11 protein-coding genes are annotated in these 16,081 nt (G+C 43.8%); 4 read left to right on the top strand and 7 right to left on the bottom strand.

Going from position 1 to position 16,081, the window contains the following annotated elements; all coding sequences use genetic code 11:
* Window positions 1-106: 106 nt before the first annotated feature.
* From gnd to AC6UDC_RS06025, 4 genes are all read left to right on the top strand, one after another.
* The gene (gene gnd / locus AC6UDC_RS06040; protein WP_500694125.1) at window positions 107-1,537 is read left to right on the top strand and encodes an NADP-dependent phosphogluconate dehydrogenase; all 1,431 of its coding nucleotides are present in this window, start codon (window positions 107-109) and stop codon (window positions 1,535-1,537) included.
* 136 nt (window positions 1,538-1,673) lie between these two features.
* Complete coding sequence (locus tag AC6UDC_RS06035; protein WP_500721775.1) at window positions 1,674-3,221, top strand: multicopper oxidase family protein; 1,548 nt, start codon at window positions 1,674-1,676, stop codon at window positions 3,219-3,221.
* A gap of 310 nt (window positions 3,222-3,531) precedes the next feature.
* Window positions 3,532-4,779 (top strand): MFS transporter, encoded by a 1,248-nt coding sequence (locus AC6UDC_RS06030; protein WP_500721773.1) that lies wholly within the window; start codon window positions 3,532-3,534, stop codon window positions 4,777-4,779.
* 4 nt (window positions 4,780-4,783) lie between these two features.
* Complete coding sequence (locus AC6UDC_RS06025; RefSeq protein WP_500721771.1) at window positions 4,784-6,334, top strand: bifunctional metallophosphatase/5'-nucleotidase; 1,551 nt, start codon at window positions 4,784-4,786, stop codon at window positions 6,332-6,334.
* A gap of 30 nt (window positions 6,335-6,364) precedes the next feature.
* Here the strand turns inward: AC6UDC_RS06025 and AC6UDC_RS06020 are convergent, their stop codons facing one another.
* The 7 genes from AC6UDC_RS06020 to AC6UDC_RS05990 form a co-directional block, all read right to left on the bottom strand.
* Window positions 6,365-7,126, bottom strand: a complete 762-nt coding sequence (locus AC6UDC_RS06020; RefSeq protein ID WP_500701299.1) for an amino acid ABC transporter ATP-binding protein — start codon at window positions 7,124-7,126, stop codon at window positions 6,365-6,367.
* Window positions 7,119-8,588, bottom strand: a complete 1,470-nt coding sequence (locus AC6UDC_RS06015; protein WP_500701300.1) for an ABC transporter substrate-binding protein/permease — start codon at window positions 8,586-8,588, stop codon at window positions 7,119-7,121. Before AC6UDC_RS06015 ends, AC6UDC_RS06020 begins: the two co-directional genes overlap by 8 nt.
* A 145-nt stretch (window positions 8,589-8,733) precedes the next feature.
* A complete protein-coding gene (argH, locus tag AC6UDC_RS06010) occupies window positions 8,734-10,110 on the bottom strand; it encodes an argininosuccinate lyase (RefSeq protein ID WP_500721768.1) in 1,377 nt (458 codons plus the stop codon).
* Window positions 10,107-11,333 (bottom strand): argininosuccinate synthase, encoded by a 1,227-nt coding sequence (locus AC6UDC_RS06005; protein WP_500694132.1) that lies wholly within the window; start codon window positions 11,331-11,333, stop codon window positions 10,107-10,109. The genes argH and AC6UDC_RS06005 overlap by 4 nt, the downstream gene beginning before the upstream one ends.
* 96 nt (window positions 11,334-11,429) lie before the next feature.
* Entirely contained in the window at window positions 11,430-12,893 is a 1,464-nt protein-coding gene (locus AC6UDC_RS06000; protein WP_500697019.1) for an APC family permease, read from the bottom strand.
* An 18-nt stretch (window positions 12,894-12,911) separates the two neighbouring features.
* Entirely contained in the window at window positions 12,912-14,243 is a 1,332-nt protein-coding gene (locus AC6UDC_RS05995; protein WP_500721764.1) for an aspartate aminotransferase family protein, read from the bottom strand.
* Between the two features lie 377 nt (window positions 14,244-14,620).
* Window positions 14,621-15,907, bottom strand: coding sequence for a cation:dicarboxylate symporter family transporter (locus AC6UDC_RS05990; RefSeq protein ID WP_500695875.1), 1,287 nt, complete (start codon window positions 15,905-15,907; stop codon window positions 14,621-14,623).
* Window positions 15,908-16,081: the final 174 nt, after the last annotated feature.

Raw genomic sequence — 16,081 nt, 5'->3', positions numbered from 1 at the left:
AGAAAGTGCTTACAAAATTTGAAGTTTCTATTTCACAATTCTAATGTGAAATGGTAAACTACTAGTGTAATGAATTAACATATATATTCGAAAAGGAAGGTATATTATGGCTGATAAAAAAGCAAACATTGGTGTTGTTGGTATGGCTGTTATGGGTAAGAACCTTGCCCTCAACATTGAAAGTCGCGGTTACACAGTTGCAATTTATAACCGTACTGCAAGTAAGACTGAACAAGTAATGAAGGATCACGGTGACAAACACTTGATTCCAAGTTACAACGTTAAGGATTTCGTTGAATCAATTCAAAAACCTCGTACGATCTTATTGATGGTTAAGGCTGGAAAGCCAACTGATGCCGTTATTGCTGAACTATTACCATTACTTGATAAGGGTGACACTCTTATTGACGGTGGTAACACTAACTTCCACGATACTATGGCTCGAAGTGAAAAACTTGCTAAGTCAGGTATTAACTTTATCGGAATGGGTGTTTCTGGTGGTGAACTGGGAGCCCTTAAAGGCCCTTCACTAATGCCCGGTGGTCAAAAAGAAGCCTACGACCGTGTTGCTCCAATCCTTGAAAAGATTGCTGCTAAGGCCGAAGATGGCGAACCATGTGTTGCTTACATTGGCCCTAACGGTGCTGGTCACTATGTAAAGATGGTCCACAACGGTATCGAATACGGTGACGAAGAATTAATCGATGAAACCTTCAACCTTTTGAGAAATGCTGCTGGTTACTCAGTTGATGACCTTGCTAAAATCTTCAAAGATTGGAACAAGGGTGAGTTAAACTCATACTTGATCGAAATCACCGCTGACATCTTGACTAGAAAAGATGACTTAGGAGACGACAAGAACAAGCCAATTGTTGACGCAATCTTAGACCGTGGTGCTAACAAGGGTACTGGTAAGTGGAGTTCAATCGATGCTTTAGACATTGGTGCTCCTCAATCAGTTATCACCGAATCAGTTTACGCTCGTTTCATCTCAATGATGAAAAAAGAACGAATGGCCGCTTCAAAGGTTCTTCATGGTCCTGCCAAAGAACCTAAGTTTAACAGCGACGAAATCGTTGAAAAGGCTCGCCAAGCATTATACTTCGGTAAAATCATGAGTTATGCTCAAGGCTTCGAACAAATGCGGATGGCCTCAGAACACTACGGTTGGGACTTGAAGTACGACCAATTAGCTAAGATTTGGCGTGCTGGATGCATTATCCGTGCCCAATTCCTTCAAAACATCACTGATGCCTTTGATAAGGATCCTAAGTTAACTAACTTGTTAATGGACCCATACTTCTCAGACATCGCTAACAAGTACCAAGACTCAGCTAGAGAAATCGTTTCGTTAGCTACTGAAGCAGGTATTCCTGTTCCATCATTGTCAGCTGCCGTTTCATACTTCGACTCATACAGAGCTCAAGTACTTCCAGCTAACTTGCTTCAAGCACAACGTGATTACTTCGGTGCTCACACTTACGAACGTACTGACCGTCCAGGTAACTTCCATTACCCATGGTACAAAGAACAATAAAACAAACGTTTTAAAAAGATCGACTTTAATAGTCGATCTTTTTCTATGTTTTTAGCTAACAAACAAGCATTATAGTCTAAAAAGCTGTATTATGATGGTGTAGTAGATAGTTAAACAATTAGGGAGGAACAAGACAATGTCCGAACGAAAAGTATACAATGATTATTTCTATGATGAACCAGCTTTTAACACCCATGACGGTGGATACATTCCACTCAAGGTGCCTGATGTTCCAGAACACAAATTAAACATCCCCGAAATTTTAAAGCCCGATAAAGAAACCGATACCGACATGTGGTACACGGTGGATGCTCAACCAGGTGAAACTCAGATTTTACCCGGTGAAAAAACAAAGACTTGGGGTTACAACGCTAGTATTTTAGGTAAGACCATCATTTTAAAAGAGGGTAAACACATGCATGTGACCTTAAAAAATGACTTACCAGTTTTAACCACCTTTCATTGGCACGGACTAAATGTTTCCGGTCCATACGTTGACGGTGGTTGTCACGCACCAGTTTACCCTGGTGAAAGCAGTGAAATTGAGTTTACGGTGGATCAGCCTGCTGCCACATTGTGGTTGCACGCTCATCCATGTCCAGAAACTTCTGAACAAGTCTACAAGGGTCTTGCAACCCCAGTGGTTGTTCAAGACGACATTGAATCCAAGTTACCCTTCCCAAGAAATTACGGGGTCGATGACATTCCCGTTGTCCTACAAGACCGTCATTTCCACAAGGGTAACCAACTAAACTACAAAGAAGACTACGATCCAGACGGTGTTCAAGGTCCAACTGCCATGATTAATGGTACCGTGAACCCCTACTTTGACGTTACTACCCAACGAGTACGACTCAGATTCCTGGACGGCTCCAACCGTCGTGAATGGCGCCTTCACTTTGATGACGATCTGAAGTTCACTCAGATTGGTTCTGATGGCGGAATTCTCTCTGAACCAGTCGAGTTCACTCACCTCATGATGGTTTGTGCCGAACGTGATGAGGTCATCGTTGATTTCAGTGGTTATAAACCCGGTGATGAAGTTCAACTCTACTCCGACGACGTTCCCATCATGACGTTTAAGATTCATGAGTTTGCACCAGACAACACCAAGCTCCCAGATCACCTCGTTGACATGCCACCATTTGCCAAAATTGACAAGGATGCTCCCGTTCATAAGGCAGCTATGTCTGGAATGGACGAATCCGTTGAAATCAACGGTAAAAAGTTCGATATGCAACGAATCGATGATCGCCAAGAAGTCGGTAAAGAACGAATTTGGGAAGTATCTAATTCAAACGAAATGGATGGTGGGATGGTTCATCCTTACCACATGCACGGAACTCAATTCCGAGTACTTTCCAGAAACGGTGGTGACCCTTATCCAAACGAACACGGTTGGAAGGACACCATTGGGGTTAACCCCGGCGAAGTCGTTCGCTTGCAAGTTAAGTTTGACTTCCCTGGCGTTTACATGTATCACTGTCACATTACGGAACACGAAGACGGTGGCATGATGCTTCAGATCCAGGCTTATGACAAGAATGATCCACACAAGAAGTACAAGTTAATGAACATGGATACCCTTTTGAACGCTCTTTCAAAAGAAGAGGGCATCCCAGTGAAGGACTTAGATATCCCAGCTATGAATTCATACAAAAAGATGGGAATCCACATGTGTTAATTAAAGATTGGAAAACAGCTGCAGTGATGCAGCTGTTTTTTTGTGGGTAAAATTATTTATGTAATTTATTAATGTTAAAAACAAGCATCATGATGCAAATTCATCCAATTATCATCTAATAATTACAAACTGGCTCCGTTGCATTTTATCAACTTTATGATAATATTAATTACAATATAGAGCTTTAAATGGTTCAGAGAAGCCACAAGCATAACATGTTATCCATATAATGATTGAACGATTGTGTTCTCATGCTATTCTGTGCGGTGAATCTGGACCCTGCAGAATTAAATGGGAGGACAATTTTTTTATGCCAAAATTGACAAAGTATCAAAAGCGCATCACGTGGTCAACTGGGATTGGGTTCATCCTGGAACGAATGGACGCCATGTTCATGTCACTGGCGCTGGCTTCAATCATCATTAGCTTAAACATCTCAAAGGCTCAGGGTGGCTTACTGCCAGCCATTACCGCCATCGGATCCATTTTCGGTGGGATTGGCTTTGGCGCAATCGCCGACCGTTATGGAAGGGTCAAAACTCTCTGCTGGACCATCATTATCTATGCCATTGGAACCGCCGGAATGGGACTTACCAACTCGTTCTGGATGCTATGTCTCTTTCGCATCATCATCGGGGTCGGTAATTCTGGTGAGTATGGGATTGCGATTACCATGCTAAGTGAGGCCTTCTCCAAGAAATATCTCGGTCGCTTGTCGGCCGCTGCTGGAGTCTGCGGTCAGATTGGTTCAATTATTGCCTCCCTCCTATCTGCCTTTATTCTTCCCCACTTTGGTTGGCACGTCCTCTTCTTCATTGGGATCGTTCCCGTTATCTTAGCTTGGTTTATCAGATTTCACTTACCCGAGAGTAAAGAATTTACCGAGAACCGAAACGCCATTGAAAAAGATCCTAACCGTGATTTCAGCCACTGGACCGAATTATTCGCCACCCCGAAAGAATGCTTTCTAACGGTCAGAATCATGATTATGTTCATGATCCACATCGCCGGATATAACGGTCTCATTAGTTGGCTTCCCTCAATTGCTCAAGAAAGAATGCACATCTCAGTGGCCGGTTCCTCTCTCTGGATGATTGCGACCATCGTCGGCATGTCGCTGGGAATCATGTGTTTTGGAATCGTTCAAGATCACCTCGGCAGTCGCCTAGCATACGGCATCTGGCTACTAGCCGCCGCTGCCTCGGTCTTTTTGCTGATTATCGCTTCAAATAAGTTGGAATTTTTAATCGGTGGTGGAATCGTTGGTTTCTGTTCCGACGGGATGTATAGTGGTTATGGAACCATCGTCAGCAAGCTCTATCCCACCGAGATTCGGGCAACGGCCAACAACACCATCATGAGTATTGCCAAAAGTGTCGGCAGCTTTTCCACCGTCCTGATTGGATTCTTGATGGATCGCTTTAACCTCATGGCTGTGATCCTCTTTTTGAGCGGAATTTACCTCGTTAGCTTCGTAATCATGCTGTCAATCAAGGAATTAAAACACGAAAACAAGGCGCAAATCACTACATCAGAAAACACGGAAAAGGTGGCATAATAATTTGAAAGTCCGAATTTTATCAACCAGTGACGTGCATGGATACGTGTACCCCACTAACTATACAACCCGCAATAACCACGCTTCACTTGGCATGCTTCAGGCGGGTGCCATCATCAAGAAGGCTCAACAGGACGAAAAAGACGACGAAATTGTCGTAGCAATTGAAAATGGTGACTGGATTCAGGGATCACCATTTTCAACCTTTTTGTCAGAACAGGGCGTAGACAAACGTCGTCTTCTCAGTCAAATAACGGCTGACGTTGGATATGATGCTGCCACCCTGGGAAATCACGAGTTCAACTACGGCCAACAGTACATTAGGGACACTGAGAGTAAACGGAACTACCCCATTTTGAACGCCAACATTGAGGGTGCCATTTCTAACAAGATTGCCGATCAACCGTACGTAATTATTGAGAAAAAAGGCGTCAAGTTTGCCATTCTAGGACTAACGACCGCCTTTATTCCCAATTGGGAGCGTCCCAATAATATTCAAGGATTAAAATTTAATTCAGCACTAGCAACGGCTAAGCAGTATGTTCCCGAATTACGTCAAAGGGCTGACGTGGTCATTGTCGCCTACCATGGTGGGATTGAAGCCGATCCCAAAACTGGTCAGCCAACCGAAAAGGACACATCAGAAAACGAAGGCTACCGCATTGCGACGGAAGTCCCTGGAATTGATGCCCTCATTACGGGTCATCAGCACCGTCAGCTGGCGGGAAAAATTAATGGCGTTCCCTTCACTCAGCCTGGAGTTCATGGCAGTGATGTCGGTGAAATTGACCTGGATTTAACTTCTAACAAACAGCTTGTTAGAAGTTCCAGTCATCTCATTTCAACGGCTCACACCCAACCAGACTATGACTTAATTCCCGATCATCAAATCGAAAGCGAGGTGGAAGACTGGCTGGATCAACCAGTCGGCCAAACAACGGGAGAAAGCATGCTGATTGACGATCCCATGAAGGTCCGAATGAACAATCATCCCTACATCGACTTTATCAATCGGGTGGAGATGGATGCGATGAACGTTGACATCGCCGGAACCGCCCTCTTCAACGATGATATTAAGGGCTTTCATCATGACATTTCAATGCGTGAAATCATCAACGGTTACAGTTACCCCAACACCATTATGGCCGAAAAAATTACCGGAGCGGATTTAAAGCGGGCCCTCGAAAAATGTGCCGAATTTTTCGCCATTCAAAACGGTAAGATTGTCATTGACCCCAAATTCATTACCCCCAAAATGCAACTATTCAACTACGATATCTACAGTGGAATTGACTACGAATTTGACATCTCCAAACCGGTTGGAAACCGGGTGGTTAAACTCAACTATCACGATCAGCCGGTCGCTTACAATCAGGAATTAAAGGTTGCGTTAAATAACTATCGGGCCATTGGTGGTGGCGACTATGACATGTTTAACGCCCAGAAGGTAATCAACGAAAGTCCAGACAGTGCCTCCGACTTAATTGTGCAGTATCTAAAAAGACACGACCCCTATGTCGCCACCATCCCGAATAATTTAACGGTCAGAAAATAAAAAGAGCTTCCGTTTGGAAGCTCTTTTAGTCTACTCATCTTCATTAATAATTTTATCGATAAATTCTTTAGTTCGTTGATTTTGGGGATGGTCAAAGAGCTGATCCGGTGTATTCTTTTCCTGGATGTAACCGTTCGCCATAAACCAGACTTCATCGGCTACCTTTTTCGCAAACCCCATCTCATGGGTCACCACTATCATCGTCATGCCCTCATTAGCCAGTCCTTGCATGACATGAAGCACTTCACCGACCATTTCAGGATCAAGTGCACTTGTCGGTTCATCAAATAACATAACTTGCGGATTCATGGCAAGTGCTCTAGCCATGGCAACCCTTTGGGCCTGTCCACCAGAGAGACTGGACGGATAAACATTGGCCTTCCCCTTTAATCCCACTCGGTCTAGTAATCTCAGTCCAATTGAAGCGGCCTCCTGATCTCTGACGTGTTTCACTTTTTTAGGAGCCAGCTTTAAATTTTCTAAGACGGTCATGTTAGGAAAAAGATTAAAGCTTTGAAACACCATCCCAATCCGTTCACCCAAAGTAGCAACCTCTTTGTGGTTGAACCTGGTAAGATCCTTTCCATCAAAGATAATTTGTCCACTGGTGGGTTCTTCCAACATGTTCAGACACCGCAAAAAGGTACTCTTACCAGAACCAGAGGGACCAATCACACAGATGACCTGGCCCGTTTTAATGGTTCCGTCGATGCCCTTTAAGACCTTATTTGCTCCAAAATCTTTCTTTAAATCGTTGACTTGAATCAACGCTTCATTATCAGTTTTAGTCATGGTTCATCCTTCTTTCAAAGTAGTTAAGCACCCTTGACAACGAGAACGAGAGGATAAAGTAGAGAATCATTGCGACGGCAATTGGTGCCACTCCTCTGTAAGTGTCAGCCCGAACGATGTTTAGTTCGTACACGATTTCTGTTACTCCAATGATTGAAACGATGGAACTGTCCTTGATAATGGTGATAAATTCATTTCCAAGGGCGGGCCAAATGTTCTTAAAAGCCTGGGGCAAAATAACCGATGCCATCATGTCTTTTTTAGAAAGCCCCAGACTTCTCGATGCTTCTGACTGCCCCTTGTCAACGGCGTTAATCCCACCTCTGATAATCTCACTGACATAAGCACCACTATTTAAGGAAACGGCAATAATGCCGGCGGTTAACGCGGGAATGTTGACCAGAACACCTAAACCGAAGTAAACGAACAGGACCTGTACCATCATAGGTGTTCCTCTGACAAACTCGGTGTAGGCGACTGACGGCCAGCTCAAGAACTTGTATTTCGAGAGTCTCATCAGTACCAAGATGATGCCAAGAATGATGCCGAAGAAGACGGAAACGACTGAAATAATTAAAGTATACTCAACCCCAGTAGCGAAGTATTTCCAGTAGTGCCACATTGACGTGTTGTGGGTATTAACCTTCATGTGCTTCCCGGCGTCCTTTAGGTATTGTGGAATCAGGTTCTTTTGGTGAATCTGATCAATACTTTGATTGACTGCGCCTACAAGGGACGTGTTCCCCTTCTTAAACGCAATGGCAGTCCCAACGTCGTTTTTATTTAATTTGTAACCCGAATCAACGGCCTTTAGGGCATGATCGTTTGCGACATAGGCTTGGGCCACCGGCTTTTCAACCCCGACGGCAGCAACCTTGTGGGTCTTAAGTGCCAGAACTAAATCTGGTGTCTTGTCCATCCCAACTACGTGCGCGTTGGGAATATACTTTTTAGCTAAACTTTGTTGCAGGGTTCCGGTCTGAGTTCCAACCTTTTGCCCCTTTAAACTATTTTTGTTTTTAATTTTGCCGGCATCATTTTTGTTGATGAGAAAATCCTGCCCACCGCTATAGTAAATCTTGGAGAAATCAGCATTCTGCTTCCGTTCGGGAGTCGGATTAATTCCGCCAATTGCCATGTCAATCTTGCCCGACTGAACGGCTACCAGCAGGGAATCAAAACTCATATTCTTAATCTTTAACTTAACGTGTAAATTTTTCGCAATCTGTTTGGCAATGTCAATATCAAGTCCGACATCGTCCTGTTTCCCATTCTTATTAACCTGAAACTCAAACGGTGGATAATCCGGAGCGGTTCCGACCGTCAGTGTTCCTGATTGCTTGACTCGGTTCAACGATTGGTCATCCGCGTGTGCTGGTCGTCGTGTTAACAAGGTACCCATTCCAACAATGACAACGACCAACAACAACTGCATGACAGTCTTTAACTTCGACTTACTCATTGAACTTCATCTCCTTAACAATTTCTTAATTAATTTTTCAAAGTGTACCACCTGTGAAATGAAAAGCAAATCTAATTTAAGAAAATTTGCTACCAGAGAACACAAAAAGACTGAAGCCATGCGGTTTCAGTCTTTTTTGCTTTTTTTATTTTAATTCAGCTTTAGCCTTGTCAATCTGCGCTCTGACCTGCTTAAACCCGGTTCCACCTTCGGAGTTACGGCGCTTTACGGCCACTTCTGGATCAAGTTCATGATAGACATCGTCCTGGATTACAGATGAGGCTTTCTGTAACTCTTTTAAACTCATGTCCTGTAAGTCACGGTGCGTCTGAATGCAGTTTAAGACTAATTTACCAACAATTCCGTGGGCCTCACGAAACGGAACCCCCTTGGCCGCCAAGTAGTCGGCCAGCTCGGTTGCGTTTGATAAATCATGCTTGGTACTATCACGCATCTTGTCCTTATTGATCTTTAGGGTGGAGAGCATCCCGTTGAACACCTTGAGTGCCGGCAAGACGGTCTTAACCGCATCAAAGACCCCTTCTTTATCTTCCTGTAAGTCTTTATTATAGGCCAATGGCAGTGATTTCATGGTTGACAGAAGTCCCATCAAGTCACCATACACGCGCCCGGTCTTTCCCCGAATCAGTTCGGCCATGTCTGGATTTTTCTTCTGCGGCATGATTGAACTACCAGTCGAATACTCGTCACTGATTTCTAAGTACTGAAACTCATAACTAACCCACATACTAATCTCTTCACAGAAACGGGACAGATGCATCATCAAGATGGAACAGTTACTCAGAAATTCCAGGGCAAAGTCACGGTCAGAAACAGCGTCTAACGAATTGGCATAGACCTCATCAAAGCCAAGTTCTTGGGCAGTAAACTGCCGGTCAATGGGAAACGTGGTCCCAGCAAGAGCCGCCGCTCCCAGTGGCAGCATGTCCGTGTGCTTCTCATTAAACTCAAAACGTTCCTTGTCCCGCTTCAACATCTGGTAGTACGCCATCAAGTAGTGGCCGTACGAGATGGGCTGGGCATGCTGAAGGTGCGTATAACCCGGCATGATGGTTTCCACGTTTTCATCCGCCATCTTCACCAACGTCTTCTGTAAAATCGTAATCTCGTCAATGATTTTGGGAAGCCGCTTTTTTAGGTATAAATGAAAATCCGTTGCCACCTGATCGTTTCTGGAACGCGCCGTGTGAAGTTTTCCGGCTACAGGACCAATCCGATCGGTGAGGATCTTTTCAATATTCATATGAATATCTTCATTTGCTTTGGAGAACTTAATTTTACCAGCGTGCAAATCGGTTTGAATGCCCTCTAAGCCACTAACAATCTGTTTAACGTCGCCAGCGGGAAGAATGCCAGTCTTTTCTAGCATTTTTACGTGAGCCAGCGATCCCTCAATATCCTCGTCAGCCATTAATTGGTCAAAAGAGATTGACGAACCAAAATTATCAACCGATTCATCAGGTTGCTCGGTAAAGCGGCCACCCCATAGTTTATCGCTCATTTACTTTTGTCCTTTTGCTTTTGATTTTTAATCTGAACCTGGGAGTTCACCTTGGTTGGAAGACCCCACAATTTGATAAAGCCCTTGGAAGCTACCTGGTCGAATGAATCCGATGAGGTGTAGGTAGCAAGATCCTTATCATACAGCGAGTTCTCTGACTTTCTGCCAAGGACGGTGACGTTACCCTTAAATAACTTAACTCTAACCACCCCACTGACGTGTTTCTGCGAATCCTTCAAAAAGGCCTGAAGGGACTCCATTAGTGGTGAGAACCAGAGTCCGTCGTAGATGACCTCACTGATTTCGTTTTCAACAATGGGCTTGAAGTGTGCCAATCCTCTTTCAAAGGTCAAATCTTCAAGTTCCTTGTGAGCTTTAAGGAGCACCGTTGCTCCAGGAGTCTCATAGACTTCTCTGGATTTGATTCCAACTAACCGATTCTCAATGTGGTCAATTCGACCGATTCCATTTTCACCGGCAATCGTATTTAACTCTTTGATGATATCAGCGAATTTCATGGGCTTGCCGTTCAACGCAACTGGAAGACCTTTTTTAAACGTAATTTCTAGTTCGGTTGGTTCATCGGGCGTTTCTTCAACCGGTTTGGTCATATCAAAGGCATCCTCTGGAGCGCTAACCCATGGATCTTCTAAGACCCCGGCTTCGTTAGCACGACCCCAGATATTACTGTCAATTGAATATGGTGAGTCTAAATCAATTGGGATATCAATATTGTGATCCTTAGCGTACTCAATCTCGTCTTCTCTAGACCAGTGCCAGTCACGAACTGGACTTAACACGTCTATGTCGGGAGCAAGGGCATGAATAGCAACTTCAAATCGGACCTGATCGTTTCCTTTTCCAGTACAACCATGAGCGATCGCATCGGCGCCTTCGTTCTTTGCGACCTCAACCAATTTCTTTACAATCAAAGGTCTTGATAAAGCAGAAACAAGCGGATACGATCCTTCGTACATGGCGTTGGCCTGTAAGTCGACTGAAGCATACTCATCAGCGAATTCATCTTGAGCGTCAATGACGTATGAGCGGACGGCACCCACCTTTAGCGCTTTATTTTTAATGAATTCTGGGTCCTTGTTTTCGCCAACGTTGATGCAGGTTGCAATGACGTCATAACCTTTATCAGTCAACCAAGCGATCGCAACTGAAGTATCAAGACCACCAGAATATGCTAGAACAACTTTCTTCCTTTTATCTGACATTACTAATTCACCCTTTTCTTTTAAGATTGTTCTAAGAGTACTACGCGAATATTGATTTTTCAACCACCTTTGGGATAAAAGTCACATATTCAACACTTAAAGGTTCTCGTCAATCTCTTGATCATCACTGTCGGGAATCTTGGAGTCGGCGTGACGCATGCCATAAACGAAGTAAATAATGACACCCAACAGGAACCAAACGACCGCATAAATTTTAGCCTGAATATCGAGTCCCATAAAGACAGCGAGGGAACCCAAAAAGCCTAATGCGGGTAAGATTGGATAAAAAGGAATCCGGTAAGCCGCCTTGGGGAGGGTTTTCCCTTCGCGTCTTCTGAGTGGATACATGGCCAGTGAGACCGCCATGAAGGCAATTAACGTCCCAGCTGAAATCAATTGGGCGAGGAAGGTAAACGGAAAAATGGCCCCCAGAATGATTCCAATGATGGTGATGATCCAGAGCGCATTACTTGGAATCTTTTTTTGATTCAGTTTGCCAACGGCCTTGGGCAACATTTTGTCACGGCCAAAGGAATAGATTAAACGGGAACCAGCCATCATCATTCCAATTAAAGCCACTAACATCCCGGCAACCGCCACGGCCTGCACGACGGTGGCAACAATAGTGTGACCACTTTGTCGAAGCGCCCAGCCAACTGGTTCGGCGTTGTTAGTATACATGGTGTACTTAAACATCCCTACCAACACTAGTGAAACACAAATAAAGAAAATCGTAGCGATTACTAACGAACCGATGATGCCACGTGGCATGGTTTTTTGGGGATTCTTAGCTTCACCAGAGTTAGAGGCAATGGAATCAAACCCAATATAGGAGAGAAAAATCGTTGAAATCCCAGCGTAGATCCCTTGCCAGCCACCGAAGACCGTGCCATCAGGATTCGGGTGACTTTTCGGGAAGAACGGAACGTAGTTTTGAGCCTTGATGGCGGTCGCACCAACCACGATAAAGGCAACGATTGCTAGCAATTTCAACACTACCAACACGTTTGAAATTCGAGTTGTTTGTCGGTCACCACGCATCAAGATGTAAGTGACAAGTGCCAACACTAAAACGGCAATAATATCAATTACCCCTCCGTTAGTACCAAGTGGGGAAGAAATTGCCTTTGGTAGCGTAATTCCAAGCGGCGAGATTAGTCCCTGAACGTTTGATGAGAGTCCAGCGGCAACAAAGGCCACGGCGATTAGGTATTCCGCTAGTAGCGCCCAGCCAACGATCCAGCCCCAAAACTTACCGAACAGGACTGAGATCCACGAATAAGCAGAGCCGGCAAAGGGCAAGACGGAAGCCATTTCAGCGTAATTCATTGCTACGAGGCCAGCTACTAGTGCTGCCAAGATGAACGAAATGACAACGGCCGGTCCGGTGTACTTGGCTGCTACAATCCCAGGTAAGGTGAAAATTGACGTTGAAAGGATGGTTCCAAGGCCGAGCGCGAGGAAGTCCTTGACGGTCATGGTTTTTTCCAAGTGTTTATCTTTAGATATATAGAAATGAAAATCAACTTTTTCATTCATCTTGTGCCAAATATTTTTCATGCTTCAAACTCCTTTTGATTACCAACCCATGTTTGCGGGTGATTTAGTTAATTTTCCGTCGTTTAATTCTTGCATTGCCTGCTCAATCATTGAAAAGGCTTTTTGTAAATCGGTTTCTTTAATTACCAACGGTGGTTGGAAACGTAAAACATTGCCACGGACGGTAATCATGATTGCGCCCAACTCAAATATCCGATAAATTAGTTTGTTAGCGGCATCACCGTCTGGTTTCTTGGTCTGCGGGTCAACAATGTCAATTCCACCATTTAATCCATACATCCGAACATCACCAATAAAGGGAAACCGGTTTTGCATTCGCTTAAAGAATTGGTTGGCCTGTTTGCCTAATCTTGCGCTTCGTTCTACCAAGTGTTCGTTTTCAATGACGTCTAACGTAGCGTTAGCAGCGGCCGCCGACACTGGATTACCAGCCGTCGTAAAGGTATTCCCAGGTGCATCCAAGGCATCCATAATTTCTTTTCGACCCGCAACAGCACTGAGCGGCAATCCGGATGCAATTGACTTTCCAATCGCAACTAGATCTGGATGCACATTCTTAAAGTAATCAATTGACCACATCTTCCCACTTCGTCCAAGGCCCTGATTAACCTCATCTACGGCAAATAGAATCCCGTGATCCTTGGCGAATCGATACACCCGATTTAAAAACCGTTCTGGTGCTTTAATAAAACCACCATCACCTTGAATGGCTTCGATCTCAATGACAGCCGTCTCTTCAGCTGGTAAATAAGTCTCAAATGGCAACTTAAAGGCCTCAAACATCCGATCACTGAACTCATCATCATTTTCACCCTTTAGACGATTCAATGGACTTGGATAGGGAACCTTCACCACTCCAGGTAAGAGTGGTCCAATTTTACGTGACATGTTGAGACTAACTGCCGAAGTACTAATCGATCCATAGGTTGAACCATGATAAGCACCGGTAAAACTCACAATGTATTGACGGCCCGTGAATGCTCTCGCAAATTTAATAATCGCATCGTTCGCGTCAGACCCAGAATTACCAAAAGCCACTTTAGTTGGCCCGTCAATTGGAGCCAATTCAGCTAATCGTGGCGCTAACTTAGCTTCTTCAGAAGTCGCAAAATAGGCTGGAGTGTATTGAATCAACCGGCTAGCTTGATCTGAAATGGCTTTGACAACTTTCTGATGACAATGTCCGGTATTAGTTGATGAAGCACTGGATAAGAGGTCAATGTAACTGCGTCCATCTTCGTCCGTTAAAATGGCTCCGGCCCCTGATTTAATTACAATATCAAAATATTTAATTCGTGCCGCCTTTGAATAAGCCCGCTGTTCGTGAGCCAGCGTTTCTTTATTTGTCATTTCAAACCCTCCTTAAACTATTTATTAAAGTTAACTTCTTGAAAATAAAAAAATCCCCCAGTTCACGTAACTGGAGGACATTACCTACTTACCCCCGCAGTTACCAACAAAACTGTGAGGACTTAAAGAAGAAGTTAGCTCTGACTTAAAGGCATCTTATTATCCACACAATTTTTAATCATCACTGTGACTAAAATGAATAATAAAATGCTAATCATGGAAACTACGGGTGCCGTCATCGCTAAAACTTCCTTTCATTAGTTTCACTGATTGTAAATTGAAACGACCAATCCTGTCAATGCTTTTTTATCAATTTCTTAACAAACGACAAAATAAAAACTGAAGCCAGCTTAAATGTCCAACTTCAGCTTTAACGATTATGCTTTTTTTGATTTAACTTGTTTGACATAACTATTCGCTTGCTTCCGGTTAAATTCATGTTCAGAACTTCCAATTACCACCGTCGCAAGTGAATTGCCGACCACGTTGACTGCCGTCCGACCCATATCAATGAACCGATCGATGCCAGCGATGAAGGTCAAACCAGACATGGGAACGCCAATCGTTGAAATAGTGGCAAGCAGCACAACAAAGGAGGCCCCTGGAACTCCGGCCATTCCCTTTGAAGTGATCATCAATACAATCAGTAAGGTAACCTGCTGTCCAATCGATAAGTGAATGTTATAAGCTTGGGCAAGAAAAAGAGCCGCCAGTGACTGGTAAATGGCTGAACCGTCAAGATTAAAGGTGTATCCGGTTGGGATAACAAACGAAACGATTGATGGATTAACGCCAAAGTGATCCATTTTTTGAATCATCTTAGGTAGAACCGCCTCAGAGCTGGCAGTCGAAAAGGCTAAAACAATTTCATTCTTAATAACCGCCAAAAGGTCCGAGAGTTTGAAATGACAGAGGCGAGCCACCACTCCCATTACTACCAAAACGAAGACAAGCATAGTGAGGTAAACTAAGAAAACAAAATAGCCTAACGGTAACAGGGCCTTAATTCCTAGCTCGGCCAAGGTGACCCCAATTAGGGCACAAACTCCAATTGGAGCTAGGTGCATGACCCAATTTGTAATTTTAAACATAACTTCTGAGACCGCACTCATGAAGTTAATAATGATTTGTCCCTTTTCACCGATGGCTGCGGTTCCTAAACCAAAGAAGACCGAAAAAACAATGATGGGCATCATATCACCCTTGCTTAATGACGCAAAGATGTTAGTAGGAATTAAGTTCATGATCATGGACCAGATTCCTGTATTTTTGGACTGCTTGGCAGTCGCTATGTATTGACTAATGTCCGTCGATCCATGCATCTGATGAACATTAATGTAAGTTCCGGGATGAGCGATGTTAGCGACTAAGAGACCCAAAATAATAGCAACCGTGGTCATTAATTCGAAGTAAACCAGCGTCTTTACCCCAATTCGTCCGACCTTTTTGATGTCACCCATTCCGGCAATCCCAACCGTTAAACAAGAAACCACAATTGGTAAAACAATCATTTGAATTAGGCTAATAAACATAGTCCCAATGTTTTGCATTACATTAATGGCATCTTTATTCTGATAAAAAATAACACCTAAGATAATCCCTAAGAACAAGCCAAATACAATTTGCCAACCAAGTGAAAAACGGTACCAGCGTTGTTTTTTCATAAAATCACTACCCCTATGACTTAATTGTTGGTAATTATACACCTAATTTACGGCACAAAAAAAGAGTTCCTAACCAAATGGTTAAAAACTCTAGGTTGCGTGGCAACGTCCTACCCTTGCAGGGGGCGATCCCCCAACTACTCTTGGCGTGCTGAAGCTTAACTTCTGTGTTCG

The organism is Fructilactobacillus sp. X7R7C1 (assembly GCF_059901065.1).
This window is presented reverse-complemented; position numbering and strand designations above follow the sequence as displayed.

Excerpts from the sequence above, each read along its gene's own strand:
- gnd (WP_500694125.1), top strand. The coding sequence starts at position 107 with ATGGCTGATAAAAAAGCAAACATTGGTGTTGTTGGTATGGCTGTTATG.
- AC6UDC_RS06035 (WP_500721775.1), top strand. The coding sequence starts at position 1,674 with ATGTCCGAACGAAAAGTATACAATGATTATTTCTATGATGAACCAGCT.
- AC6UDC_RS06030 (WP_500721773.1), top strand. The coding sequence starts at position 3,532 with ATGCCAAAATTGACAAAGTATCAAAAGCGCATCACGTGGTCAACTGGG.
- AC6UDC_RS06020 (WP_500701299.1), bottom strand. The coding sequence starts at position 7,126 with ATGACTAAAACTGATAATGAAGCGTTGATTCAAGTCAACGATTTAAAG.
- AC6UDC_RS06015 (WP_500701300.1), bottom strand. The coding sequence starts at position 8,588 with ATGAGTAAGTCGAAGTTAAAGACTGTCATGCAGTTGTTGTTGGTCGTT.
- argH (WP_500721768.1), bottom strand. The coding sequence starts at position 10,110 with ATGAGCGATAAACTATGGGGTGGCCGCTTTACCGAGCAACCTGATGAA.
- AC6UDC_RS06005 (WP_500694132.1), bottom strand. The coding sequence starts at position 11,333 with ATGTCAGATAAAAGGAAGAAAGTTGTTCTAGCATATTCTGGTGGTCTT.
- AC6UDC_RS06000 (WP_500697019.1), bottom strand. The coding sequence starts at position 12,893 with ATGAAAAATATTTGGCACAAGATGAATGAAAAAGTTGATTTTCATTTC.
- AC6UDC_RS05995 (WP_500721764.1), bottom strand. The coding sequence starts at position 14,243 with ATGACAAATAAAGAAACGCTGGCTCACGAACAGCGGGCTTATTCAAAG.
- AC6UDC_RS05990 (WP_500695875.1), bottom strand. The coding sequence starts at position 15,907 with ATGAAAAAACAACGCTGGTACCGTTTTTCACTTGGTTGGCAAATTGTA.